Here is a 25,969-nt window from a genome sequence, read left to right on the forward strand (position 1 = left end):
ACGCTCCTGTCGGTGGTGGTGGTCGGGGTCACGTCGCGATCGCCTCGGCCCACCAGCGGTGGTCCGCCAGCACCAGGTACCAGGCGCGCCCCTCGGCGTCGACGAGCTGGAGCCGGTGCAGGCGTCGGCCGCCGGACTCCCACCACCGGACGACGAGCGGCCACGGCCCCGCCCAGGCCGTCACGGCGGAGAACCCGCCGCCCCGGTCACCCTCGGCGCGGAACCGGTCGGGTACGCCGGACAGCACGCCGCGCTCGTCGACGTCGACGCTCGCACCGCCGACGGCGACGACGTCGACCGCTCGGGGACGCTCGAGCACGGTGGCTGGTGGCGGGCCGGGCAGCTTGCCGGGCCACGGTCGGTCGCGAACGGTCGCCAGGGCACGCTCACCACCGGCGGGCGCGTCACCCCACGGCACGAGCACCACGCGCTCGGACAGGGTGCGGCCACCACCGATGCGCGGACTCACCACACCGTCGTGGCCGACCATGCCCTGGATCCGGGCGAGGCCGTGGTGCACGCGCTCGTCCGGGCCGGAGCCCCACAGCCCGCGCTCGTGGTTCGCCATGTCGTCGACGGCGACCGGCTCGAGCACGACCGAGGTGACCGGCGCCTCGAGCCCGCTGGGGTCCACCCCACCGGCGAGCTGCCACCGCACCCGGTCGACCACGTCGGCGGCGTCGAACCAGCGCGGGTGCGCCCAGGTCCGTTCGAGCAGGATGTCGCGCTCGTCGCCGATCCCCACACGGATCGTCGTCGCCACGAGCCCCGCGGCCCGGAGTCGCTCGGCGAAGTCGTCGGCGGAACGCCGGAACGCGAACGCGATCTGGTCGGCGCGGTCCAGCGGGGGTTCGAACGACGCCTCGACCCGGAGTTCCGGCGGGATCTCACGCGCCGCGATCTCGCGGGGGTCGCGGCCCCCGGCCAACCGGTGCAGGAACGCCCCGGCCACGCCGAAGCGGTCCCGCACCTGTTCGTCGCCGAGTGCCGCGAAGTCGCCGAGCGTGGTGATGCCGAGCCGGTCGAGCACCGTTGTGAGGTCGGGGTCGCCGAGCACGCCGAGCGGCAGGTGCGCGAGGAAGTCCGCCGACCCCCCGACGGGCACGAGGCGCACCCGTTCGCCGGGACGCACCGGACGGGCGCGGGCGGCCTGGTCCGCCGCGAACGGGGTGTCGGCCACCCCGGCCCGCACCGCGGGGGCGCCGTGGTCGGCCGCGATGCCGGCGAGGGTCGCCGCCGCCGCGCGCTCACCGCCGTAGTACCGGGCCGGCCCGCGGGCACGGAGCGCGAGGGTGCCCGGCCGCAGCACCTCGACCCCGGGGACCGCCGCCTCGACCGCACGGATGACGGGCTCGAAGGCGCGGTGGTCGAGGGCGTCGTCGTAGGGCTGCACGAGGAGCTCGGGGCACCGCGCCTGCGCCTCACGCACGCGGAGCCCCCGCACGACGCCCTGCTCACGCGCGGACGCGGAGCTCGCGAACACGAGCCCCTTCGCGGTCAGGGCGAGGGGCTGCTCCGGCGGGGTGCCACCGGCCCGAGCCGCCGCGATGACCGGCCAGTCCGGGCACCAGAGCACGATCGTCCGGGTCGGGGGTGGTTCGGGCAGTGCCGCTCCCCGCGTGATCGCGTCGGTCCGGACGCGCCCGGAGGCGATCACGACGCCACCGCCACGGGCCGCAGCACGCGGGTGTCCCCGGAGCCCACCGTCGGCACCGGTGTGGCGGCCCGGACCGCACCGTCGGCCGCGGGCAGGAGCAGCTCGGCGGTCGCCGGACGCACCGCGCCGGCCCGCCCGGTCGCGGTCACGGTGGCCCGGCGCTCCGTCAGGTGGCCGTGGCCCTGACCGATGCCGCTCCACGTCGAGGACGTGACCCGCAGCGTGACGTCCGCCCCGGGCCAGGAGCCGAGCGCGACGAGTGCGCCACCGCGCTGTCGCAGGCGGGCCGACAGCCGTGCCACGTCGCCCGGCACGACCCGGCTGAGCGGTCGGGTGAGGACGATCTGGGCGACGTCGGCCATCGCCGCCGTCACGGCGAGCCACTGGTCACCCGGATCGGGGACGAGCACGAGCCGTTCGAGGTCGATCCCCGCGGCGGCGGCGGCTTCGATCCCGAAGGACGGCACCCCGACGACCGCACACCACGCCCCGGCCGCCGAGGCCGCCTGCAGCATGGTGATCGCGAGCAGCACCGACTCGGGGACGGCGTAGGTGCCACCGACCCGGATCGCGCCACCGGGCAGCAGGGGTTCGAGCGCCGGGGCCGTGGGGAGCCCGGCGGTGTCGACCCGGGTGGACTCCATGTCGGCCACCCGGGACCGCAGGGACGTGATGCGGTCGAGCGCGGCCCGGGCATCGCTCAGGTGGTCCGGCCCACGGCGCGCACCGCCACCGCCCGCACCGCTGCCGCCGCGTGCAGCACTGCTCCGCCCGCCCCGGTCCGGGGTGGGCGACCGGAGTGCCGCCGCCGTCTGCATGCCCTCATATTCGAACATGTGTTCGATGATGTCAATCGCGTCCGACATCCGTGGGCAGTCCTGGTCGAACACGTGTTCGGATCAGGGCATCAGCTCACCAGCTGGCAACCGCCCCGACCCCGCCGAGCACCGACCGCGTCTTGGTCTCGACCTCGTCCGCCTCGTCCGCGGGCACCGACGACCAGGTCACCGCTCCCCCGGCTCCGAAGGTCCGGGAACGCACCGCACCCGACTCGTCGAGCACGGTCACGAGGCTACGGATCGCCACCGACAGGTCGACCGCCCCGCTCGCCGAGAAGTACCCGATCGCGCCCGAGTACACCCCGCGCGGCGCCCCCTCGAGCCGGTCCGCGATCGCCGTGGCACTGCTCTTCGGCGCCCCGGTCATCGACCCCGGCGGGAACGCCGCGTGCACCACGTCGGCCCGCGACGTCCCCGGCGGCAGCACCGCCCCGATCGTCGAGACCAGCTGGTGCACGCTGGCGTACGTCTCGACGGCGCACAGCCGCTCGACGTGCACCGACCCGGGCACCGCGGTCCGCAGCAGGTCGTTCCGCAGCAGGTCGACGATCATCACGTTCTCGGCGCGGTCCTTCGGGCTCGCCGCCAGGTCGTCCCGCGCGGCCGCGTCCGCCACCGCGTCGGTAAGCCGCCGCCGCGTGCCCTTGATCGGCTCCGCGAGCACCGCTCCGGCCGCGTCGATCCGCAGGAACCGCTCCGGTGACCGGCTCGCCACGCGCAGCGCGCCGAGCCGCAGGAACGCACCGAACGGGACGGGATCGGCCGCCCGCATCCGCAGGTACTCGTCCAGGTGCGGGTCCGTACCGGGGCCGCCACGGGCCTCCAGTCCGACCGCGAAGGCGGTGGTGAGGCAGACCTGGAACGCGTTCCCCTCGCGGATCTCCGCGCGGCACGCGTCGACCGCCCGCTCGTAGGCGGCGCGCGTGACGCGTCCGGTCGCCGTGGACACCCCGGCCGGGAGGCCCGTGGCCGCGTCCACGACGCCGGCCGACGTCGTGGGGGTGGGCACCTCCTCGAGCCACACGCGGTTCCGCGCACTGGCCGCCGGTTCCACGTCGGCGACGAGCGCGAGCGCCCAGGCGCCACCGGTGTGGTCGACGACGACGGCGCGGTCGACGAACCGCAGGTCGGCGTCGGCGTACCCGTCGGCGGTGCGGTCCGGGCCGCCGGACTCGCGGCCGAGCTCGTAGCCGAGGAACCCGACCCAGCCCAGCGCGAACCCGCACCCGACGACCGGCTCGGGCAGGCGGGGCGTGCGTCGGAGCAGGTCCGCCAGCACCGCGAAGGCCGGACGCTCCTCGGATCGGGCGGGCCCGAACCACCCCTCGGCGGGCGCGGCGACCGTCAGGTGCGCGCGACGGTCCTGGTGCCGGAACCGTGCGGCGAACGGCCCGTCCGTCCACGCCAGCACGGACCACCGTGCCCGGGGTCGAGCCGTGGCGGGAGCACCGTCGGGCAGGCCGGAGTCGAGCCACACCAGGTCCCCGGGGACCTGCGCCGCCAGGGCCGCGAGGTCGGGGACCGGGTCGAGTCGGCGGACCTCGACGCGGACGCCGGGGTCGGGGGTGCTCAGATCGCGGCGATCGTCCATGCGGCGGCGTGCGAGGCACCGGGCGCGAGCACCACGAGGCCGCGGTCCTCGCCGTCGTTGAAGGCGTCGGGGGCGCACGTCATCGGCTCGACGGCGAGACCGGCGCGGTGGTACTCGGGGACGACGTGGTCGGCGGTGTGCACCTGCGCCCAGCCGCACTCCGGCCCGAAGGTCGCACGGACCCCGCGACCGTCCGCCGCCGTGACCGCGATGGTGGCGAGGCCGGCGGTGTCGCGGTCGAAGCCGGTGAAGGCGTGGTCGATGAACCGGTCGCTGATCAGCGTGGGCGTGCGCAGGTCGAACTCGTCGTGCACGGGGACCAGGTCGGTCGGGACGAGCCGGTCCGGCGTCACCTCGAGCACCTGGGCGGCGGGGAGCGTCAGGGCCCAGTCGTCGACGGTGCCGGTACCCGCGACGAGGTACGGGTGCGGGCCGGTCCCCCACGGTGCGTCCTCGGCTCCGGTGTTCGTCCCGGTGATCGTCGTGTGCAGCCCCTCGGCGTCGAGCCGGTACTCCACGGTGACCTCGACGCGGTACGGGTAGCCCTGCTGCGCCTGGACGGTCGTGGCGAGCACCACGCGGTCGTCCGCCTGCTCCTGCACGCGGAAGTCCGTCCACGCGACGAGTCCGTGCAGGGCGTGGTGCCGTGCGGGCTCGGTGAGGGCGAGCGCGTGGTCGACGCCGCCGAAGGAGTACTCGCCGTCGACGATCCGGTTCGGCCACGGGGCCAGGACGGCACCGCGGAAGACCGGGCGGACCTCGTCGGCGTCGAACGGGACGACCAGGTCTCGGCCCTCGTGCCGCAGGGTCCGCAGTGTCGCTCCGACCGTGGCGATGTCGGCCGTGTACCCGGCGGAGGCGATCGTCAGCGGGGACCCGGACAGCGGCGCGTCGTTGCTCATGGGCTCAGCGTATCGGGCCACCGAGTCCCGCCGGGCGCACGAAAAACCCCGCCGTTCCGAGGAACGACGGGGTTGCGGGTGGATCTGAGGGGACTCGAACCCCTGACCCCCTGCATGCCATGCAGGTGCGCTACCAGCTGCGCCACAGACCCAGATCGTGCTGTTTCCGTACCAACCGGTTCCCCGGAGGCACCATAGAAGCGTACACCATGCGAACGCCGGGCAACGAAATCGAAGCCGTCACCCGGGCGCGTCGCTGATCAGGCGGTGTGGTCCACCGGGAGCTCGAGCGGGATCGTCGGGCAGTCGGCCCAGAGACGCTCGAGTGAGTAGTACTGGCGGTCTTCGTCGTGGAAGACGTGCACGATGATCTCGCCGAAGTCGATGAGGACCCAACGGCCCTCGGTACGGCCTTCGCGGCGGAGCGTCTTGGCACCGAGCTCGAGGAGGCGTTCCTCGACGGCATCGGCGATGGACTGCACGTTGCGCTCGTTCCGACCGGTTGCGAGCAGGAACACGTCCGTGAGCTGCAACGGCCCGGTCACGTCGAGAGCGACGAGGTCCTCGGCCTGCTTGGCGTCGGCCGCGAGTGCTGCGGCCTGCACGAGTTCCAGTGCGCGAGTGGAGGCGGTCACGGATTCCTTCCGGTCGTCGAACCGACGGACAGCCGGTTCGCTTGATGGGTCACGATCATAAGCCACCCCGCCGACAGCGGCCAGGCCAGGGGCGGCGGGGTGGTGGAGAACGGACGTCGAGGACGGCAGCGGTCAGCCGCCGAACGCGTGGGTGGTGAGCAGTGCGGTGATGATGACGCCGGCCGCGGCCAACCCGACCGCGCCGACCGTCACACCGAGGATCAGCGGCGTACGCGACTCCTTCGGCTTGGCGGCGGCGAGCACGACCTGACGGGTCGAGGTGTGGCTGGACACCGCGCGGCTGGCCCGCACCGGGCTGGCGTCGGTCTCGGGCTGCTCGTCCTGCTGCTCGAGCAGGCGGTCGACCTCGGCGCCGTCGATCGGCCGGTGCGACCCCGTCGACGACAGCGACGCCGGCAGGTCGATCGACCCGGTCAGGATCACCTCGCCCGTCGCGTTGAGCGCACCGGTGGGGTCGGCCAGGGCCGAGTTCGGCAGGATGATCGCGTTCGTGTTCGTCACCGCGACGCGGCGGGTGCCCGTCTCGGCGTCGTGCACCTCGGAGTCGTTCGAGTCGTGCGCCTGCTGCGACCAGTGGCCGGCGGGCGGCGCGAAGGCCGTGGTCACCGGCTTCGGCTCGGTCGGACGCTGGAACGCCGCGGGGACCTTCGGGGCCTCGGTCGCGGGCTCGGGCAGCGGCACCTCGTTGGTGTCGTCGTCCTCGGCGTCGAGCGAGAGCGGGAACACCGCGGGGGTCGCTGCGGCGGCGTTCGTCGGGATCGGGACCGGCGTGACGGCGGGCTGCGACCCGGCAGCGGGAGCGGGAGCGTCGTCGGCAGACCGGGCCGGAGCGTCCTCAGACGACTCGTCCGCCGGTGCGACGTCGGTCGTCTCGTCCGCAGGAGCGTCGGACTCGGGGACGTCGCCCGCCGGGGCGTCGGTCTCCGGCGCTCCAGACTCCGGGACGTCGGTCGCGGACGCGTCGGACTCGGTGACGTCGGCGGGCGGCGACCACGTCGACCGGTGGCGGCGGGGCTCCTCGGCGTGCGCAGCGGCCTCCTCGAGGGGCTCGAGCGCGTCCGGGGACCCGTCGGCCTCGGTGGCCTGGGCGACCGCGGCCTGGTCGAGGACCGTCGGGGCAGCGGGCTGCTCGTCGTGCGCGGCCTCGGCGTCCGGAGCGCTCTGCGGCGCGGCGGAGGGGTCGATCGTGTCCACCGACCCGAGGACGTCCTCGACGGTGCGGTCGGACGACTGGGGCGTGGGGTTCTGCAGCGGGACCGGCAGGACCGCCTGGCGCTCGGCGGCACGGAGCTGCCGGATCTGCCGACGGGTGAGCCCACCGCTGCCGGGGACGATCTCGGTCGCGGAGGCCGGCGGGAACGGCGGCACACCGGCCGCGGGTGCCGACACCGGGACGGACGCGGCGGATCCGGGGTCGGTCTGCGCCGATGCCGGCGCGGACGACTGGGCGGGGCCGCCGGGGGCCGGGGCGACGTGCGACCCCGGACGGCGACGGGACTCGGGGGTCTCGGCGGCGGGTGCGGCGACGGTCGGGGGCGGCGTCGCGGGCTGCGAACCGGCCGCGGCGGCACGCTCCCGCTCGCGCGCCTGGCGCCGCGACAGGGGCGGCTGCGCGTCGGACGAACTCATGCAACGCTCCGATACAGATGGTGCTTGGAGATGTACTGGACGACACCGTCGGGAACCAAGTACCAGACGGGGAACCCCCGTCGAACCCGGTCACGGCAATCCGTCGAGGATATGGCCAGTGCAGGGACTTCGAGCAAGCTTACGTCCCGCTCGGGCAATCCGGTGAGGCTCAAGGCGTGTCCCGGACGCGTCACGGCCACGAAGTGCGCGAGGTCCCAGAGACCATCATGGTCTTTCCAGTCGACGATCTGCTGAACGGCGTCTGCGCCCGAGATGAAGACGAGCTGGGCATCCGGCCGTTGTTCGTGCAGGTCCCGCAGGGTGTCGACGGTGTACGTCGGCCCCGGGCGGTCGATGTCCACGCGGCTGACGGTGAACATCGGGTTCGACGCGGTGGCGATCACGGTCATCAGGTACCGGTGCTCGGCGTCGGTGACGTCGGACTTCATGTACGGCTGTCCGGTGGGGACGAAGACGACCTCGTCGAGGTCGAACGCCCGCGCCACCTCGGACGCCGCGACCAGGTGCCCGTGGTGGATGGGGTCGAACGTGCCACCCATCACGCCGATGCGTGGCCGTCCGGTGGTCTCGAGCATCGAGTGGTCGGTCAGATCTTGGTGTGACCGAACTCGTCGACACCCGTCTCGTGGTGGCGGGTGGCCTCGAACTTCTGGGAGTGGCGGTAGGCCACGTCGCGGAAGCTCCAGGTCACGAAGCCGAGGAAGATGAAGAAGAGGGCGCCGACCATGGGGAACACGAACGCGGGCGCCCCGGAGGCGTGCTCAGCAGCTTCTGCGAGGAGGGTCATCGTTCGTGCTCCGTTCGGTCGGGGAAAGACGCCGTTCAGTCTAGCCGCGGATCTGCCCGGAGCCGCGCACGATCCACTTCGTGCTCGTGAGCTCCGGCAGGCCCATCGGACCGCGCGCGTGCAGCTTCTGCGTCGAGATGCCGACCTCGGCACCGAAACCGAACTCGCCGCCGTCGGTGAACCGGGTCGAGGCGTTCACCATCACGACCGCCGAGTCGACGGTCGCCAGGAACCGTTCGGCGGTGTCGACGTCGTTCGTCACGATCGACTCCGTGTGGTGCGTCGACCACCGGGCGATGTGCGCCATCGCCGCGTCGACGTCGGGCACGACACGGATCGACAGGTCGAGGTCCATCGACTCGGTCGCCCAGTCGTCGTCGGTGGCGCGGAGCACCCCGGGCACGATCGCCCGCGTGGCGTCGTCGCCGCGCAGCGTCACACCGGACGCCCGCAGCCGGTCGGCCAGCAGTGGCAGGAGCCGTTCGGCCGCGGCCTCGTGCACCAGGAGGGTCTCGAGGGCGTTGCACACGCTCGGCCGCTGCACCTTGCTGTTCAGGACGATGTCGACCGCACGCTGCTCGGGCGCGGACGCGTCGAGGAACACGTGCACGACGCCCGCACCGGTCTCGATGACCGGCACCTGCGACTCGGTGACGACGGTCTGGATGAGCGCGGCGCTCCCCCGCGGGATCAGCACGTCGACCAGGCCGCGTGCCCGCATGAGCTCGGTGGCACCGGCGCGGCCGAACTCGTCGATGGTCTGCACCAGGTCGCGGGGCAGCCCCACCGACTCGACAGCGTCCTGGATCCGGGCGACGAGCACGGCGTTCGTGTGCTGGGCCGCCGACCCGCCACGGAGCACGACGGCGTTGCCCGACTTGAGCGCGAGGGAGGCGATGTCGACGGTGACGTTCGGGCGTGCCTCGTAGATCGCCCCGACGACACCGAACGGCACGCGCACCTGGGTGAGCTGGAGTCCGTTCGGCAGCTGCGACCCGCGCACGTGCTCCCCCACGGGGTCGGTCAGCCCGACGACGTGCTCGACCGCGGCGGCGAGGGCCTCGATCCGGACGGGGTCGAGTCGCAGCCGGTCGAGCAGCCCGGACGAGAGCCCGCCGTCCTCGCCGGCGACGAGGTCGTCGTGGTTCGCGGCGATGATCTCGTCGGTCGCGGCACGCACCGCCGAGGCGATCGCGCCGAGGGCCGCGTCCTTGACGGCGGTCGTCGCGGTCGCGAGCGCCGACGAGGCGGCCCGTGCCGCCACGAGCTTGTCGGTGAGGGTCGGGGCGGGCGCGATCGACGACATGGACCGATTGTAGGTCCGCCCCTCGGTTCGTGACGGGCGTGCCGGACGCTCGCCGTGCCTCCAGGCCCGGTCCGCCGCTCCGAGCGGGCACGACACGTCGTCACCCGCCTGCCGAGCGGTCACCGATCGTCGCTCCGCGCCGCCCCTACCGACGGTTCCCGACCGTTCGACGGCGTCCCGACGGGGAGTCGTGACCGCCTGGAGGCCCGGCACCGGTCTCCGGGACCGGCGCCGGGCCTCCAGGCGGTCGTGTCCACCCCACCGACCGGTCACGCCACGTCGTCCTGCGCCACGCGAGCGGTCACAGACCGTCGCTCCGCGACGCCCACACCGACGGCCTCCGACCAGTCGGCGCCGTCCCGACGGGGAGTCGTGACCACTCGCTGCCACTGGCGCGACGCGGCGCCGCACTGTGCGGGCTGCGTCAGGGACGCGGCGCGGCGTGGAACCAGGTGCCGAGGTGTTCGCCCGCCAGCGCGCGGTCGACCAGCGCCGTGTCGGTCACGAGCACCGCGGTGCCCGCCTCGGCCGCGAGCCGTGCGGCGGCGACCTTGGTCCCCGCTCCCCCGGTGCCGACGCCGGCGGTGCCGATCGAGCCGAAGGTGACCCCGGCGAGCTCGTCGCCGAACGGCACCTCGTCGATGCGGGTCGCGCCGGGCTGCTCCGGGGGTGCCGTGTAGAGCGCCTCGACGTCGGACAGCAGCACGAGGGCGTCGGCGCCGAGCAACCGGGCCACCAGGGCTGCGAGCCGGTCGTTGTCGCCGAAGCGGATCTCGTGCGTGGCGACGGTGTCGTTCTCGTTCACGATCGGCAGCACGCGCAGGGCGAGCAAGCGGTCGATGGCGCGCTGGGCGTTCACCCGGTGCGTGGGGTTCTGCAGGTCACCGGCGGTGAGCAGGATCTGCGCCGCGACGACACCGTGCCGGTCGAGTTCCTTCTGGTACCGGAACATCAGGACGTTCTGCCCGGTGGCGGCCGCCGCCTGCTGCGTGGCGAGGTCGTCCGGCCGGCCCTCGAGCCCGAGGAACGGGAACCCGGTCGCGATCGCACCGGACGACACGAGCACGACCTCGGTCCCCCGGCCGTAGGCGGCAGCCAGCGCGTCCACCAGGGGGCCGATCTGGCCGGCGGCGTCACCGCTGACCGAGGACGAGCCGACCTTGACGACGATCCGCCGCGCACGCGGGATGTCCTCGCGCCGTGTGACGGGTCCGAGGTCGGTGCGGGCGGTCGTGTCGGTCATGCCGCGGTCAGTCCTTCTGGTCGCTGGTCTCGACCTGGTCGGCGTCGAACTGGTCGCCGGTGCCGAGCTGGTCGCTGGTCACCACGTCGTCGTCCACCCAGAGCCCGGAGACGCGCTCCTGCTCGAGCTCGGCACGGGCAGCCGCCTTGGCGTCCATCCGCTCGAAGTACTCCTCGCGCCGCTCGTTGCGGGTCGGACGCGAGGTCGCACCGATGCGGGCGTCGGTCCCTCGGGCGCTCGTGATGAGCTCCGCGGTCGACGTGAGCGTGGGCTCCCAGTCGAACACCATGCCGCCGTCGCCACCGATGACGACGGTGGAGCCGGCGACGGCTCCGGCCTTGAACAGGCCGTCCTCGACGCCGAGCTTCGCGAGCCGGTCGGCCAGGTAGCCGATCGCCTCTTCGTTCGTGAAGTCCGTCTGCTGGACCCAGCGCTCCGGCTTGGCGCCGCGGACGCGGTAGAAGCGGTGCTCCTCGCCACCCTCGGCGCGCACGGTGAACGGCTTCTCGTTGACCGAACGGGGGCGGAGCACGATGCGCTCCGGCACCGGCTCGGCCGCACGGGCGGCGCGGGCCTGCTCGACGATGTCGGCCAGGGCGAACGTCAGCTCGCGGAGCCCCTTGCGGGACGCCGTGGAGATCGGGAAGACGCGGTAGCCGCGGCCCTCGAGCTCGGCGGTGACGAACTCGGCGAGCTCCTGCGCCTCGGGCACGTCGATCTTGTTCAGGGCGATGAGCTGCGGGCGCTCGAGCAGCGGCACCTGGCCCTCGGGCACCGGGTAGCGCTCGAGCTCGCCGAGGATGACGTCGAGGTCGCTGATCGGGTCGCGGCCCGGGTCGAGCGTGGCGCAGTCGATGACGTGGAGCAGCGCCTCGCACCGCTCGACGTGGCGCAGGAACTCGAGACCCAGGCCCTTGCCCTCGGACGCGCCCTCGATCAGACCGGGGACGTCGGCGACGGTGAAGCGGGTGTCACCGGACTCGACGACGCCGAGGTTCGGGGTGAGGGTCGTGAACGGGTAGTCCGCGATCTTCGGCTTGGCGGCGGAGACGGCCGCGATCAGCGAGGACTTGCCGGCGCTCGGGAACCCGACGAGGGCCACGTCGGCGATGGTCTTCAGCTCGAGGCTGATGTCCCCCGCCCAGCCCTCGGTGCCGAGCAGCGCGAAGCCGGGGGCCTTGCGCTTCGTGGTGGAGAGCGCCGCGTTGCCGAGGCCGCCCTGTCCACCGGGGGCCACGACGACGCGCATGCCGGGCTCGGTGAGGTCGGCGATGACCTCGCCGGACTCGTCGTACACCACGGTGCCGACGGGCATCGGGAGCTCGAGGACCTCGCCGCTGACACCGCTGCGGTGGTCACCCATGCCGGGCTGCCCGTTCTTCGACGAGCGGTGCGGCGAACGGTGGTAGCCGAGCAGCGTCGTCACCTGCGGGTCGGCCACGAGCACGATGTCGCCACCGTCACCGCCGTTGCCGCCGTCGGGCCCGGCGAGGGGCTTGAACTTCTCACGGCGGACCGACACGCAGCCGTTGCCGCCGTGCCCCGCGCTGAGGTGCAGGGTCACGCGGTCGACGAAGGTCGCCATGGGTCCACTCCAGGTGTTTCGTTGTGCCGACGGGATCGTCGGCGGGAAAAGCGAAGGAGGGGCGGGCACTCGGCCCGCCCCTCCAGCTGCAGTCGTTCGAACGACTACGCGTTGACGATGTTGATGACCTTGCGGCCACCCTTGGTGCCGAACTCGACCGAACCGGACGAGAGGGCGAACAGCGTGTCGTCGCCACCGCGGCCGACGTTGGCGCCCGGGTGGAAGTGCGTGCCGCGCTGGCGGACGATGATCTCGCCGGCGTTGACGACCTCGCCACCGAAGCGCTTCACGCCGAGGCGCTGTGCGTTCGAGTCACGACCGTTGCGAGTGGAACTCGCACCCTTCTTGTGTGCCATGAGTTGACTCCCTTACGCGATCTTGGTGATCTTGACGCGGGTCAGCTCAGCGCGGAAACCCTGGCGCTTCTTGTACCCGGTCTTGTTCTTGAACTTCTGGATGATGACCTTGGGACCACGGAGGTCGTCGAGCACCTCGGCGGTGACGGTCACGTTCGCGAGCTCGGAAGCCGCCGACGTGATCTTGTCACCGTCCACGAGGAGCACGGGGGCGAGGTCGATGTTGCCCTTGTCGTCCGCCTTGGCACGGTCGATGGTCAGGATGGTGCCGACCTCGACCTTCTCCTGACGGCCGCCGGCGCGCACTACTGCGTAAACCACGTGGAAATCCTTACGTAACTCTGCTTGAGGGAAGTCTCGGGTGCCCACTTCTGCACGAGCGGCTCCCGGAAGGCCGGGCCCGATCGGCGACGCAGGCAGAACGGCCCGCTGACACCAGGGACCGAGAATACTCGATCACCCTGGGTCCGGTCAAACGGCGACACCCGTACGATTGCACGGTGACCGTGTTGATCGACCCACCGACGTGGCCCGCCCACGACACACTGTGGTCGCACCTCGTCAGTGATGAATCCTACGCGGAACTCCACGCGTTCGCTGCGCGGGCCGGTGTGCCGCGCCGTGCGTTCGACCACGACCACTACGACGTCCCGCTCTCGCGGTACGACGAACTGGTGGCCGCTGGCGCCTCGGCCGTGACCGGTCGCGAGCTCGTGCTGCGGTTGATCCGCAGTGGGCTGCGCGTGGCGCAGCGGGACAAGCGCGGTCTCTGACCGCCCGTCCGGACGCCCGGGAGGCGCGGCGTGCGTCCGCCCCGCCCGGCACCGCGCACGGTGCGCCGCCGGCTCGCAGGGCCGCGCGAACGGGCTCAGCGGGGCGCTGGACCGCCCCAGGGGTTCGCCGGGGGCTGCTGCTGGTCTGGGCGTGGCCCGGCGCCGTACTGGCCGCCGTACTGGCCGTGGGGGTCGGGCTGCACGCGCCCCTGCCCGTACGGTGCCGGCGGCTGCTGCTGTGGCTGCTGTGGTGCCGGCGGCTGGATCGTCGAGGGTGGGACCGCGTCGGCGGGTCGGACGGTGCCCGGCATCCCCGAGGTCGTCGACGAGCCACGTCCGCGGCGCGGCCGACCGAGCCAGAGCCAAGCTGCCGTGGCGGTCGCCAGGAGCATCACGGTGAACGGCAGACCGTTCTGCAGCGGTCGCGTGAGCACGTCGATGACGAGCTGGGAGCCGCCGGCGGTGGCCGCTCCGAACGAGCCGGTGAAGACCCCGACGAGCATCAGGGCCACCGTGCCCGCGGCGCCGGCGAGGACCACGCGGAGCAGGAGCCTCGGCAGCGGGCTGCGGCGGTCGATCGGCGTCAGGAACGCCAGGGCCAGGAACGCGCCGACGTAGTACGGGAACGGAGCCACGAAGACCCCGGTCGTGAAGCTGCCGAGCAGGCTCGTGCCGGCGCCGTAGTGCCGGAACGGACTGACCACGAGCGAGGTGCCGAGCAGCCCGAAGAGCCCGGACACGAACTCGACGAGCACCAGGGCCACCACGGCGATGAGCGCACCGGCCGTGTTCGTCACCGAGGCGCCGGGCGCGAAGGCCCGGCGGGGGTCGGCCGGGGCACGGGGCGGCCGCGGCGGGGCGTACGGCGCGCCGGCACCGGGCTGACGCCCGTACTGCGGCACGCCGCCCTGCTGCGGCGGCACCGGGCCGCCGGGCTGCTGGGCACCCGGGCCGGGCGGTGCGGGCTGGGACCAGCCCGCACCGTAGTACCCACGCTGCTGCTGCGGGTCGCCCGGGTTCGACACGTCAGTTCCCCAGGATCACGGAGCCGTCGGAGCCGTCGGCGTCGTCGGTCGACTCCTCCGTCGGCGTGGCGGGAGCGCTGATGCTCGGCGACGAGACCCGGCGGGAGCGCGAGCGCCCCTGTCCGGGCTGCTTCGGCTCCGGGAGCGCCTGGAGCACCGAGTCGAGCAGGGACTCGGCGTCCGGGGCGACCGCGCGGGGCTCGCGCTTGGGCGCCGCGGCGATCGGGATGTCCAGGATCGCCACGGTGTTGTCGGTCGGCGTCACGGTGGCGCTCGAGCTCACGCGACGGCGGGCCGGGGCCTTCGCCTTCGGTGCGGCTGCGGGCTCGGTGACGGCCGGAGCAGCGACCTTCGGCGCGCGCGCCTCGGGCTCGACGATCACGGCGGGCTCAGCGGTGACCGACGACCCAGACGGGTCCGACGGCTCGGCAGCGGGTGCCTGCAGTGCATCGGTGGCCCGAGCGTCGGCAGCGGCCTGCTGGTCGCCGCCCTGCTGGTCTCCGCTCTGCTGCTCTGCCCCGCGGCCGCCACGGCCACGGCGACGACGCTTCGAACCGGTCGGCTGCTCGCCACCCGTGCTGTCCGGGCCGGTCGACGCGTCGGCCGACGACGGTGCCGTGGCCTCCGTCGCGGTCGCGGTCACGGCAGCTGCTGCGGCCTCTTGTTCGTCGTGCGAGAGGGTCGAGGCGGCGATCCGCGACAGCGCGTTCTTCACGTCGTCGGTGATCTGGTGCGCCTGGCCGGAGGCACCGTTCGACTGCCCCGAGGAACCGGAGTTCCCCTTGCCACCGTTGCCGTTGCCGTTGTCGGATCGGCCGTTCTCGTTGCCGTTCCCGCCGCGGCCCTTGCGACGGCCCTTGCTCGGGCCCGGGTCGGCGTTGTTGTCGTTGATCTTCGCGTTGACCTCGTCGAGGGACTCGCGCAGGCCGACACCGATCTTCTTGCGGGTCATCTGCACGAGGCCGAGCGAGGTGATCTCGGCGACCTGGTGCTTCGTGCGGTCGCGGCTCAGGCACTCGACCAGGCGGCGGAGCACGAGGTCGCGGTTCTCCTCGAGCACCATGTCGATGAAGTCGACGACGATGATGCCGCCGATGTCGCGCAGGCGGAGCTGGCGGACGAGCTCCTCGGCGGCTTCGAGGTTGTTCTTCGTGACCGTCTCTTCGAGGTTGCCACCGGAGCCGACGAACTTGCCCGTGTTGACGTCGACGACCGTCATGGCCTCGGTGCGGTCGATGACGAGCGAACCACCGGAGGGCAGCCAGACCTTGCGGTCGAGCGCCTTGTCGATCTGCTCGTTGAGGCGGAACTCCTCGAAGGAGTCCGGGCCCTCGTAGCGGACGACGCGGTCCTTGAGGTCCGGGGCCACGGCCGACAGGTACTCGTCGATGGTGCCGCCGGCGGCCTCGCCGTCGATGATCAGCTTCGTGAAGTCCTCGTTGAAGACGTCACGGACGATCTTGATGAGCAGGTCGGGCTCGGAGTGCAGCATGACCGGGGCGTGACCACCGGCGACCTTCTTCTGGATGGCCTCCCACTGGCTGGTCAGGCGCTGCACGTCGCGGGTGAGCTGCTCCTCGGTCGCGCCCTCGGCGGCGGTGCGCACGATGACGCCCGCGTGCTCCGGCAGGACCTCCTTCAGGATCTTCTTCAGTCGGGCACGCTCGGTGTCCGGCAGCTTGCGCGAGATCCCGTTCATCGAGCCGTTCGGCACGTAGACCAGGTAGCGACCCGGCAGCGAGATCTGGCTGGTGAGGCGGGCACCCTTGTGGCCGACCGGGTCCTTCGTGACCTGCACGAGGACCTTGTCGCCCGGCTTGAGCGCTGCTTCGATGCGGCGACCGTGGTTGCCGGTCTCGACGGAGTTCCAGTCGACCTCACCGGCGTAGAGCACGGCGTTGCGGCCACGACCGATGTCGACGAACGCCGCCTCCATCGAGGGCAGGACGTTCTGCACCTTGCCGAGGTAGACGTTGCCGATGAGCGACACGTTCTCGGACTTGGTGATGTAGTGCTCGGCGAGGATGCCGTCCTCGAGCACGCCGATCTCGATCGTCGACGAGCTGGAGCGGACGATCATCTGGCGGTCGACGCTCTCGCGGCGAGCGAGGAACTCGTCCTCGCTGACCACCTGACGGCGGCGTCCGGCATCGCGGCCGTCACGACGACGCTGCTTCTTCGCCTCGAGCCGGGTCGAGCCCTTGATGCGCTGCGGCTCGGTGATGAGCTCCGGCTCGCGGCGGCGCGGCTCCTGGTGGTCGCGCGGCTCGCGGGCCTCGCGGTCGGCGCTCGAACCACGGCGACGCGAGCGACGGCGCGAGCCGCCCTGGTCGTCGCGGTCGTCACGGTCGCGGTCGAAGCGGTCCTCGCGGTCGTAGCGGTCGTCCTCGTCGCGGTCACGGTCGCGGTCACGCTCGAACCGGGGCGCGCGCTGCGGCAGCTCCGGCAGCACCGGCGCGTGGAAGATCAGGCTGAGCGTGCTCGTGGCCTTCGGCACGAACGGCTCGTCGGCGGGTGCGGCGTCGTCGCTCGCCTCGGCCGTCGGTGCGGCGTCGGCCGGACGGGAGGCGCGGTCCGCGTCCGCCCCGTCGGTCGCGGTGCCCGACCGGTCGCCCGTCACGACCGGCAGGTCACCGGTCAGCGTGCTCACGTCGTGCGGCTCGGCACCGCTGTCGGCGACGGCCTCGACCGCGACGGAGACCGCCCCGGTGTCGGTCTGCTCGACGGGCGACGCGGGCGAGGCCGGAGAGTCGGGCGAGTCCGGCGAACCGGGAGAGTCCGGCGAACCGGCCGACGCGACGCTGGCCGCGGGACGGGCGTCAGCGCCGCCCGTCAGCGCGAGGGTCTCGTCGGCGTGGGGTGCCTGCTCGGCGCCCCCACGGGCCTCCTGGCCGGACGACCGGGCGCGGCGACCGCCGAACAGGCGGCTCCGGCGCTTCGGCGCGTTCTCGTCGTTGGTCGTGTTGTCGTTGTTCTGCTCCACCATGGACTGGTGCACTCCTCGGCCCCACTCGCACCCTTTCGGGTGGCGGGAATTCTGTGTCGTGGCGGGCGGCGTCGACGCCCCCGCGCTCGCTGTCTCGTGATCGGTCCGCGTCATCTTCTCGTTGCGTCCGCGCCCGTTCCGGTCCGGGCACCCGGCCCGTTCCGGCTCGGCATCGGAGTGACGCTGCCCGACCACAGTGCGCTCTCACCGCACCGGATCGTCCGGGTTCGGCCCGGTGGGGCGTCACTCGGAAAGCTCTCTTCGGTGTGCGGTTGGCCGCACGACCTCCAGGCATTATCGCATGCCGCACCCGGAAAGCACCGGAACCCGCATGCGATGATGACCGCGTGACCGCGTCTGCACCTGCCCCCCGTCGTCCGATCGCGATGGCGGTCTTCCTGCTCGTCACCGGGATCGTCGGCCTGTTCGGCTCGTTCCGGCTCGTCCTCGACGAGTTCACGAAGTACGAGAACCCGAAGGCCGTCCTGAGCTGTGACGTGAACCCGTTCATCAACTGCTCCGACGTGATGGCCAGTTGGCAGGGGCACCTGTTCGGGTTCCCGAACCCGCTGCTCGGCGTCATGGGGTTCGTCGCCCCGATCGCGGTCGCCGTGCTGCTGCTCGCTGGGTTCCGGAACGGTTCGCGCTGGTTCTGGATCGTCTTCAACGCCGGTGTCTTCCTGGCGTGGGTGTTCGTGACCTGGCTGTTCACGCAGACCGTGTTCGTCATCGGCGCGCTGTGCCCGTGGTGCATGCTCGTCTGGTCGATGACGATCCCGATGTTCTGGGTGTTCACGATCTGGAACACGGCCCAGGGTCGCTTCGGCGCCGGGGCACAGCGTGTCGGGCGGTCGCTCCTGCCCTTCAGCTGGGCGTTCGCGCTGGCGAACTACCTGGTCATCATCGTCACGATCATCATCAAGTTCCCCGCGGTCCTCACCAGCTTCTGAGCCGTCCCCGCTACCCCTACGCTCGGGATCGATGAGCGAGATCGAGAGCAGCAGGGCGCGCCGGGACGCCGCACGGGAACGTGCGCGAGCGGCACGGGCGGCGGAGCAGTCGCGCCGTCGTCGCCTCCGCACACTCGGCATCAGCGGGATCATCGTCGGGGGCCTCGCGGTGGTCGCGGTGGTCGTCCTGGTCATCGCGAACTCCGTGCAGCCCGCCGGGCCGGGTCCGCGGAACGCGGCGAGCGACGGCGTCCTGCTCACCGGGGTGCACGGCAGGATCGTGCCCGTCGAGACGCGCGCGGTGCCCGACGGCGGGACCCCGACGCCGACCGAGCAGGACGGCTCGAAGACCGCGATCACGATCTACGCGGACTACATGTGCCCGTACTGCAACCAGTTCGAGACGGCCCAGATGCCCCGGATCCGACAGTGGGTCGAGGACGGAACCGCCACCCTCGAGCTGCATCCGCTCGGGCTGCTCGACCGCGTGTCGCTCGGATCGCGGTACTCGACCCGCTCCGCTGCGGCCGCCGCGTGCGTCGCGGACCACGACCCGGACGCGTTCCTGGCCTTCAACAGCTCGCTCTACGACCACCAGCCCTCGGAGAGCACGCGCGGACTGACGAACGACGAGCTGGCGTCCCTCGCGCGCCAGGCCGGGGCGACGGACCCGGCTGTGGCACCGTGCATCACCCGGCAGGACTTCGCCGGGTGGGTCGCCGACGCCACGAACCGGGCGATGAACGGCCCGGTGCCGAACTCGTCGCTCGACGGGATCACGAGCACGCCGACGATCATCGTCGACGGCGAGCAGTACAACGCGGACGGTGCGGCATCCCTCGCCGACATCGACGCGTTCGCGGCCTTCGTCCGGGAGCACGGCAGGGCGTCCTAGCCTTCTCCGCTCGCGACGAACGGCCCCCGCTCCCGGATGGGAGCGAGGGCCGTCGGTCGTTCGGGGAGTGCTACTTCGCCGCGGCGTCGATCGCGCTGATGACGGTGCTCAGGTCGTCCAGGCGCTTGCCGTCGACGACGATCGTCGGCGTGCCGAAGCCCTGCGTGCCCGCGAGCGCCTCGTTCGTGGTGACGGCCTGCGTCGACTTCGTCACCCAGCCCTTGAACTGCTCGGACGACAGGCACTGGGACAGGTCCGAACCGGTCGCGCCGCCCGCCTTGACGAGCTTCGCGATCTCGGAGTTGGTCAGGCCCTTGGTGCCCTCGGCTGGCTGGTTCTCGAAGAACTGCGTCTGCACGTCGAGGAACTTGTCCGGTGCGTAGTTCGCCACGCACATGGCGGCGTTCGCGGCACGGCTGGCGTAGCGGGAGCCCGCGTAGCTGCGGTCGAGGATCGACACCGGCTGGATCGCCAGGGTCGCGTCGCCCGACTTCACCTTGTCGAGGATCTGGTCGGAGTAGGCCGCCTCGAACTGCTTGCAGACCGGGCAGGCCCAGTCGACGTACTCGGTGACCGTCACGGCGCCGTCGCTGTTCGCCGTCGGGACCGGCGAGGCCGAGCCCGTCGGGGAGACGGCCGGCGTGGTCACCGGGGTGACCTTGCCGTCCTGGCCGGTGAACTGGATCGCGCCGGTGGCCATGTTCTTCGGCCCGGCTGCGGACACCACGGGCGCGTTGTTCACGTTCACCACGACGATCGCGATGATCGCGGCGATCGCCACGATGCCCAGGCCGATGCCGCCCTGCAGGAACCACTTGTTGCGGCGCTTGCGGCGCTTCTCGGCGTCCGCGCGCTGGCGTGCGACCTCTCGGGCGTGCTGACGCCGCTCGTTCTTGGTGGGTCGGTCGTTGTTCGTCACGTCGTCCCCGTCGCTCAGGCGAACCAGAGCGCGAGCTCGCGCGCGGCCGACTCGGGGCTGTCCGAACCGTGGACCAGGTTCTGCTGCACCTTGAGGCCCCAGTCGCGGCCCAGGTCACCACGGATGGTGCCGGGCGCGGCGGAGGTCGGGTCGGTGGTGCCGGCGAGCGAGCGGAAGCCCGCGATCGCACCGTTGCCGGCGACGCGCACGGCGACGACGGGACCGGACTGCATGAACTCGACGAGCGGCTCGAAGAACGGCTTGCCCTGGTGCTCCTCGTAGTGCGCGTCGAGCAGGTCGCGCGGTGCGGTGAGCATCTTCAGGTCGACGAGCTCGTAGCCCTTCGCCTCGATCCGGCGGAGGATCTCACCGGTCAGCTGGCGGGCGACGCCGTCGGGCTTGACGAGGACGAGGGTCTCTTCGAAGTCGGACACGCAGTACTCCCTGTGTTCGGGGTCGAATGTGGTGGTCAGTCCTCGCCCATGGCCGCTCGGCGCGCGGCGTTCTGACGGTCCAGTTGACCGCCCTTGACGAAGCAGAAGACCCACAGCGCCAGGAACACCACGGCGACCGCGAACATGAACGGTTCGATGAACCCGGTGGCGAGGATGGCCGCCTGCAGCAGCCACCCGAACCATACACCGGCCCGGTTGCCCGTCAGACGTGAGGCAGCTGCGAGGACGATGATCGCGCCGATGCCGCCACCGAAGGCCGCGGCGGGCGGCAGCGTGCCCTTGCCGAAGACGACGAGCATGGGGAAGAAGAACATGATCGCCTCGAGCACCAGCGTGATCGAGAGCAGGCTCTCCTGCGCCCCGCGTTCGCGGCGCGGCTTCCGGGCGCGCGGTGCGCGGCCCGGCCGGGAGGTGGGCCCACGCGAGCCGGTTCCAGACGACCGCGGAGCTTGCGGAGAGGTCGGCTGGCCGTGCTCGTGGGGACGTGGTGCGTCCGTCACTTCGCCTCGCCTTCGCGGTGCACGAGGTCCATGACCGCGCCCACCATCACGATGGAGCCCGCGACGAGCACGAGGGCGTCCTCGGCGTCCGCCTCGTCGGCCAGGCTGCGCGCTTCTTGCAGTGCGGATGCCAGGGACGGCTCGACGACGACGCGGTCCTCGCCGACCTCGTCGACGACGACACGGGCGAACTCGTCCGCGTCGAGCGCTCGCTCCCCCGGCGGCTGCGTCACGACGAACGTCGCGACGGTGTCCTTGAGCGCGCGGACGAACCCGCGGGCGTCCTTGTCGCCGAGGATCCCGACGACGCCGACGACGTGCTCGGAGGGGAACGCCACCGGCAGCGCCTCGGCGAGCGCCTTCGCACCGTGCGGGTTGTGCGCGGCGTCGACGACGACGGTCGGGTCGGTCGCGATGGGCTGCAGGCGACCGGGGCTGGTCGTGCCGGCGATGCCCTCGGACAGGACGTCCTCGTCGAGGGCCTGGGCCCCGCGGCCGAGGAACGACTCGACCGCCGCGATCGCCACGGCGGCGTTCTCGGCCTGGTGCCGCCCGAACAGCGGCAGGAACAGGTCGTCGTAGCGGCCGGCGATGCCCTGCACGGTGATGAGCTGTCCGCCCACGGCCGGGGTGACGTCGACGACGCTGAACCCCGTGCCCTCGACGGCCAGGGTGGACTCGGTGAGCTCGGCAGCGCGCTCGAGTTCGGCGAGGGCCTCGGGGACCTGTCGGCTCGACACCACGGAGGACGACGGCTTGACGATGCCCGACTTGGTGCGGGCGATCTCGGCCACGGTGGCACCGAGCTGCTTCGCGTGGTCGATGGCGATCGGCGTGAACACCGACACCTGGCTCTGCACGACGTTGGTGGAGTCCCACTCGCCGCCCATCCCGACCTCGATCACGGCGACGTCCACCGGCGCCTCGGCGAAGCACGCCAGGGCGAGCACGGTGAGCGCCTCGAAGAAGGTCAGCGGGAGTTCGCCCTTGTCGGCGAGTTCGCGGTCGGTGATCTCGAGCACCGGGGCGATGTCGTCCCAGTTCTCGACGAACCGGTCCGCCGCGATCGGCTGCCCGTCGACCACGATGCGTTCCCGGATCGACACCAGGTGCGGGCTCGTCATCAGACCGGTGCGCAGACCGTGTGCCCGGACGATGCTCTCGATGGTGCGCGCGGTCGACGTCTTGCCGTTCGTGCCCGTCACGTGGATCACCGGGTACGCCAGGTGCGGGTCGCCGAGCAGCTCGACGGCGCGGCGCGTGGCGGTCAGCCGGCGCTCGGGGGCCTGTTCACCGATGCGGGCGTACAGGGCGGCCTCGACGCGGCGGACCTCGTCGTCGTCGCCGCCGTAGGGCACGGCGTCGGCTGGGGTGTCTCCGGAGGGGCCGACCGGGATCCGGATGCCGTCCTCGTCGCGCCCATCAACACCGTGACCGTCGAGCTCGTCGTGTCCGACGAACTCCTCGTTCGCCTCGTGGTCGTCGTACTGGTCGTCGTCACTCATGCGCGTGCTACCTCCACGGATACCTTCGCACCGTCACCGACGTCGGAGGTGGTGTCGTCCGCCCCGAGGGGCTCGATCTCGACGCTCGTCGCCAGGGTCTCCCCCGCGATGAGCTCCTGGTGTGTGCGGACCGCGCCGTCGGCCGTGCCGTCCACCCGGAGGGTCAGGGCGACGCGGTCGCTGACGTCGAGGTCGGCGTCGCGGCGGGCCTGCTGGACGGCGCGGACGACGTCACGGGCGAGCCCCTCGGCCTCGAGCTCGGGCGTCGTCACGGTGTCGAGCACCACGAAACCGCCCTCGTCGAGGAACGCCACGGCCACCGAGGCGTCGGCCACGGTGAGGTCGAGTGAGTACTCGCCCTCGATCAGGTCGACGCCACCGACGGTCACGCCGGAGTCGGTCGCGGTCCAGTCGCCCTTCTTGGCTGCCGGGATCACCTGCTGCACCTGCTTGCCGATGCGGGGACCGGCGACGCGGGCGTTCACGGTGAGCTTCCGCTCGATGCCGTACTGCGCCAGCGATTCCTCGGCCTGGGCCTCGAGCACCACGCGCTTGACGTTGAGCTCGTCGCGCAGGATGTCGGCGAACGGTTCGACCGCGGCCGGGTCCGGCACCACCAGGGTCAGCGTGGCCAGGGGCAGGCGGACGCGCTTGCCGGTGGCCTTGCGGAGCGCCAGGCCCTTCGAGGCGACGTCGCGCACGCGGTCCATCGCGTCGACGAGGGCGTCGTCGGCGGGGAACTCGTCGGGGTCCGGGAAGTCCGTCAGGTGGACGCTGCGTCCGCCGGTCAGGCCCTTCCAGATCTCCTCGGTGACGAGCGGCGCGAGCGGGGCGGCTACCCGGGTCAGGGTCTCGAGCACGGTGTACAGCGTGTCGAACGCCGCACGGGTCTCGGCGCCGGCGTCCGCGTCGGCCCCGGTCCAGAACTTGTCGCGCGAGCGGCGGACGTACCAGTTCGTGAGCACGTCGGCGAAGTCGCGGACGGCCTGGGCTGCGAGCGGGGTGTCGAGCGCGTCGAGGTGCGTCCGGACGTCGGTGACGAGGACCCGGGTCTTCGCGAGCAGGTATCGGTCGAGCACGTCGGTCGAGTCGGTCCGGCGCTGGGCCCGGTACCCGTCGGGACCCGAGGCGTTCGCGTACAGGGTGAAGAAGTAGTACGTCGACCACAGCGGCAGCATGAACTCGCGGACGCCCTGGCGGATGCCCTCCTCGGTGACGACGAGGTTGCCGCCGCGGATCACCGACGAGGACATCAGGAACCAGCGCATGGCGTCGGCACCGTCGCGGTCGAAGACCTCGGAGACGTCCGGGTAGTTCCGGAGCGACTTCGACATCTTCTGGCCGTCCGAGCCGAGGACGATGCCGTGGCTGATGACGTTCTGGAACGCCGGCCGGTCGAACAGCGCGGTGGAGAGCACGTGCATCACGTAGAACCAGCCGCGCGTCTGCCCGATGTACTCGACGATGAAGTCGGCCGGGCTGTGCGACTCGAACCACGCAGCGTTCTCGAACGGGTAGTGCACCTGGGCGTACGGCATCGAGCCGGAGTCGAACCACACGTCGAACACGTCGGTGATCCGGCGCATCGTCGAGTTGCCCGTGGGGTCGTCGGGGTTCGGCCGCGTCAGGTCGTCGATGAACGGCCGGTGCAGGTCCACTTCGCCCTCGGCGTTCACCGGCAGGCGACCGAAGTCGCGCTCGATGTCGGCGAGCGAGCCGTACACGTCGGTGCGCGGGTACTCGGGGTCGTCGGACTGCCACACCGGGATCGGCGTGCCGAAGTAACGGTTGCGCGAGACCGACCAGTCGATGGCGTTGCCGACCCACTTGCCGAACTGGCCGTCCTTGACGTTGTCCGGCACCCAGTTGATGTCCTGGTTGAGCTGGCCCATGCGGTCGCGGAGCTCGGTGACGCGGACGAACCACGACGAGACGGCCTTGTAGATGAGGGGCTTCCGGCACCGCCAGCAGTGCGGGTAGCTGTGCTCGTAGGACGCCTGGCGGAGCAGTCGCCCGGCGTCGCGGACGGCCTTGGTCAGTGGCTTGTTCGCGTCCGACCAGAGCAGGCCGGCGACCTCGCCGAACTGCGACGTGAAGACGCCGCCCTCGTCCAGCGACAGCACGACGGGGATGCCGGCCGCGGCGCAGACCTCCTGGTCGTCGGCACCGTACGCCGGGGCCTGGTGCACGATGCCGGTGCCCTCACCGGTCTCGACGTACTCGGCGACCAGTACTCGCCAAGCGTTCTCGTACCCTTCCTGGTCGGCTAGGAAGTCGAACAGCCGCTCGTACTCGACGCCGTCGAGCTCGGCGCCCGTCAGCGTGCGCGCGACGGCGGCGAGCGCCTCGTCACCCGAGGCGTAGCCGAGCTCCTTCGCGTGCGCGGCCACGGTGTCCGACGCGAGCAGGTAGGAGACGGAACCGGCGTCGGCACCGTCAGCCGCGCCTCCAGGCCCTGCCGGGACGACCGCGTACGCGATCTCCGGACCGACTGCCAACGCGGCGTTCGTCGGGAGGGTCCAGGGGGTCGTCGTCCAGGCGAGCGCCCGCACACCGGTCAGGTCGAGCGCGGAAGCGCGGTCGCCGTGCAGCGGGAACGAGACGGTGACGGACTGGTCCTGGCGCATCTTGTAGACGTCGTCGTCCATGCGCAGCTCGTGGTTGGACAGCGGCGTCTGGTCGTTCCAGCAGTACGGCAGGACCCGGAAGCCCTCGTACGCCAGGCCCTTGTCCCAGAGCTGCTTCCAGGCCCAGAGCACGCTCTCCATGAAGGTGACGTCGAGGGTCTTGTAGTCGTCCTCGAAGTCGACCCAGCGTGCCTGGCGGGTGACGTACTCCTGCCACTCGTCGGTGTACTGCAGCACCGACTTCTTGGCGGCGGCGTTGAAGACGTCGATGCCCATGGCGTCGATCTCGTGCTTCTCGGTGATGCCGAGCTGCCGCATCGCCTCGAGCTCGGCGGGCAGGCCGTGGGTGTCCCAGCCGAAGCGGCGGTGCACCTGCTTGCCGCGCATGGTCTGGTAGCGCGGGAAGACGTCCTTGGCGTAGCCGGTCAGCAGGTGCCCGTAGTGCGGCAGGCCGTTGGCGAAGGGCGGGCCGTCGTAGAAGGTCCACTCCGGGCAGCCCTGTCGCGCGTCGATGGACGCCTGGAACGTGTCGTCGCGCTTCCAGAAGGCGAGGATGCCCCGCTCGACGGCGGGGAAGCTCGGCGAGGGGACGACGCCATCGGCATCGGCGTTCAACGGGTACGGCACCGGGACTCCTTGTGGGTTCGCTCGATCTCCACGAGGACGGAAACAGGTTCCGCGGTACCACCTCGTTTGCCGCCCAACGTGCGCTGTGCGACCACTCTGTGTCGGGGGTGGTGACGGTCCCGAACCCGCCCGGTT

At 72.0% G+C, this 25,969-nt stretch carries 23 protein-coding genes and 1 tRNA gene; 3 read left to right on the forward strand and 21 right to left on the reverse strand.

Annotation, left to right across the window (positions count from 1 at the left end):
- Positions 1–28: 28 nt before the first annotated feature.
- From DEJ03_RS12415 to rplU, 14 genes are all read right to left on the reverse strand, one after another.
- Positions 29–1,657, reverse strand: a complete 1,629-nt coding sequence (locus DEJ03_RS12415; protein ID WP_110864841.1) for a DNA polymerase Y family protein — start codon at positions 1,655–1,657, stop codon at positions 29–31.
- A complete protein-coding gene (locus DEJ03_RS12420) occupies positions 1,654–2,493 on the reverse strand; it encodes a hypothetical protein (RefSeq protein WP_181422703.1) in 840 nt (279 codons plus the stop codon). The genes DEJ03_RS12415 and DEJ03_RS12420 overlap by 4 nt, the downstream gene beginning before the upstream one ends.
- A gap of 76 nt (positions 2,494–2,569) precedes the next feature.
- Complete coding sequence (locus DEJ03_RS12425) at positions 2,570–4,087, reverse strand: anthranilate synthase component I family protein (RefSeq protein WP_110864842.1); 1,518 nt, start codon at positions 4,085–4,087, stop codon at positions 2,570–2,572.
- Entirely contained in the window at positions 4,066–4,989 is a 924-nt protein-coding gene (locus tag DEJ03_RS12430; RefSeq protein ID WP_110864843.1) for an aldose 1-epimerase family protein, read from the reverse strand. Before DEJ03_RS12430 ends, DEJ03_RS12425 begins: the two co-directional genes overlap by 22 nt.
- 79 nt (positions 4,990–5,068) lie before the next feature.
- Positions 5,069–5,141: transfer RNA gene (locus DEJ03_RS12435), tRNA-Ala, on the reverse strand.
- 108 nt (positions 5,142–5,249) lie between these two features.
- The gene (rsfS, locus tag DEJ03_RS12440; protein WP_027464721.1) at positions 5,250–5,624 is read right to left on the reverse strand and encodes a ribosome silencing factor; all 375 of its coding nucleotides are present in this window, start codon (positions 5,622–5,624) and stop codon (positions 5,250–5,252) included.
- 132 nt (positions 5,625–5,756) lie between these two features.
- Positions 5,757–7,274 carry a hypothetical protein gene (locus DEJ03_RS12445; protein ID WP_110864844.1) on the reverse strand — a complete coding sequence of 506 codons (1,518 nt, stop codon included), beginning with the start codon at positions 7,272–7,274 and terminating at the stop codon, positions 5,757–5,759.
- Positions 7,271–7,870: a nicotinate-nucleotide adenylyltransferase gene (gene nadD / locus DEJ03_RS12450; RefSeq protein WP_027464719.1), complete on the reverse strand. Its 600-nt coding sequence runs from the start codon at positions 7,868–7,870 to the stop codon at positions 7,271–7,273. Before nadD ends, DEJ03_RS12445 begins: the two co-directional genes overlap by 4 nt.
- A gap of 11 nt (positions 7,871–7,881) precedes the next feature.
- On the reverse strand, positions 7,882–8,082 hold the full coding sequence (locus DEJ03_RS12455) for a hypothetical protein (RefSeq protein WP_035807661.1): 201 nt from the start codon (positions 8,080–8,082) through the stop codon (positions 7,882–7,884).
- A 40-nt stretch (positions 8,083–8,122) separates the two neighbouring features.
- Entirely contained in the window at positions 8,123–9,388 is a 1,266-nt protein-coding gene (locus DEJ03_RS12460; protein ID WP_110864845.1) for a glutamate-5-semialdehyde dehydrogenase, read from the reverse strand.
- A 424-nt stretch (positions 9,389–9,812) separates the two neighbouring features.
- Entirely contained in the window at positions 9,813–10,631 is an 819-nt protein-coding gene (proB, locus tag DEJ03_RS12465; protein WP_217499638.1) for a glutamate 5-kinase, read from the reverse strand.
- A gap of 7 nt (positions 10,632–10,638) precedes the next feature.
- Positions 10,639–12,216, reverse strand: coding sequence for a GTPase ObgE (gene obgE / locus DEJ03_RS12470; RefSeq protein ID WP_110864846.1), 1,578 nt, complete (start codon positions 12,214–12,216; stop codon positions 10,639–10,641).
- A 104-nt stretch (positions 12,217–12,320) separates the two neighbouring features.
- Positions 12,321–12,572 carry a 50S ribosomal protein L27 gene (rpmA, locus tag DEJ03_RS12475; RefSeq protein ID WP_017885976.1) on the reverse strand — a complete coding sequence of 84 codons (252 nt, stop codon included), beginning with the start codon at positions 12,570–12,572 and terminating at the stop codon, positions 12,321–12,323.
- A gap of 12 nt (positions 12,573–12,584) precedes the next feature.
- On the reverse strand, positions 12,585–12,893 hold the full coding sequence (gene rplU / locus DEJ03_RS12480; RefSeq protein WP_027464715.1) for a 50S ribosomal protein L21: 309 nt from the start codon (positions 12,891–12,893) through the stop codon (positions 12,585–12,587).
- A 179-nt stretch (positions 12,894–13,072) separates the two neighbouring features.
- Between rplU and DEJ03_RS12485 the strand changes: the two genes are divergently transcribed.
- On the forward strand, positions 13,073–13,345 hold the full coding sequence (locus DEJ03_RS12485; RefSeq protein WP_071405560.1) for a DUF4031 domain-containing protein: 273 nt from the start codon (positions 13,073–13,075) through the stop codon (positions 13,343–13,345).
- Between the two features lie 95 nt (positions 13,346–13,440).
- Here the strand turns inward: DEJ03_RS12485 and DEJ03_RS12490 are convergent, their stop codons facing one another.
- Entirely contained in the window at positions 13,441–14,370 is a 930-nt protein-coding gene (locus tag DEJ03_RS12490) for a hypothetical protein (RefSeq protein ID WP_110864847.1), read from the reverse strand.
- Position 14,371: 1 nt separating this feature from the next.
- Entirely contained in the window at positions 14,372–17,356 is a 2,985-nt protein-coding gene (locus DEJ03_RS12500; RefSeq protein ID WP_181422704.1) for an Rne/Rng family ribonuclease, read from the reverse strand.
- Positions 17,357–17,703: 347 nt separating this feature from the next.
- Between DEJ03_RS12500 and DEJ03_RS12505 the strand changes: the two genes are divergently transcribed.
- The gene (locus DEJ03_RS12505; protein ID WP_244993419.1) at positions 17,704–18,306 is read left to right on the forward strand and encodes a vitamin K epoxide reductase family protein; all 603 of its coding nucleotides are present in this window, start codon (positions 17,704–17,706) and stop codon (positions 18,304–18,306) included.
- Positions 18,307–18,337: 31 nt separating this feature from the next.
- Complete coding sequence (locus DEJ03_RS12510; protein WP_110864850.1) at positions 18,338–19,201, forward strand: thioredoxin domain-containing protein; 864 nt, start codon at positions 18,338–18,340, stop codon at positions 19,199–19,201.
- 70 nt (positions 19,202–19,271) lie between these two features.
- Here the strand turns inward: DEJ03_RS12510 and DEJ03_RS12515 are convergent, their stop codons facing one another.
- From DEJ03_RS12515 to ileS, 5 genes are read right to left on the reverse strand one after another with little or no spacing between them, the layout of a single operon-like run.
- Complete coding sequence (locus DEJ03_RS12515) at positions 19,272–20,120, reverse strand: thioredoxin domain-containing protein (RefSeq protein WP_110864851.1); 849 nt, start codon at positions 20,118–20,120, stop codon at positions 19,272–19,274.
- 14 nt (positions 20,121–20,134) lie between these two features.
- Positions 20,135–20,554: a nucleoside-diphosphate kinase gene (gene ndk / locus DEJ03_RS12520; RefSeq protein ID WP_017885984.1), complete on the reverse strand. Its 420-nt coding sequence runs from the start codon at positions 20,552–20,554 to the stop codon at positions 20,135–20,137.
- 35 nt (positions 20,555–20,589) lie between these two features.
- Positions 20,590–21,075 (reverse strand): DUF4233 domain-containing protein, encoded by a 486-nt coding sequence (locus DEJ03_RS17710; RefSeq protein ID WP_146237718.1) that lies wholly within the window; start codon positions 21,073–21,075, stop codon positions 20,590–20,592.
- Entirely contained in the window at positions 21,072–22,580 is a 1,509-nt protein-coding gene (locus tag DEJ03_RS12530) for a folylpolyglutamate synthase/dihydrofolate synthase family protein (RefSeq protein ID WP_181422705.1), read from the reverse strand. The genes DEJ03_RS17710 and DEJ03_RS12530 overlap by 4 nt, the downstream gene beginning before the upstream one ends.
- Entirely contained in the window at positions 22,577–25,834 is a 3,258-nt protein-coding gene (ileS, locus tag DEJ03_RS12535; protein ID WP_110864853.1) for an isoleucine--tRNA ligase, read from the reverse strand. The genes DEJ03_RS12530 and ileS overlap by 4 nt, the downstream gene beginning before the upstream one ends.
- Positions 25,835–25,969 lie beyond the last annotated feature (135 nt).

The organism is Curtobacterium sp. MCLR17_043 (genome assembly GCF_003224215.1).
GTDB lineage: Bacteria > Actinomycetota > Actinomycetes > Actinomycetales > Microbacteriaceae > Curtobacterium > Curtobacterium flaccumfaciens.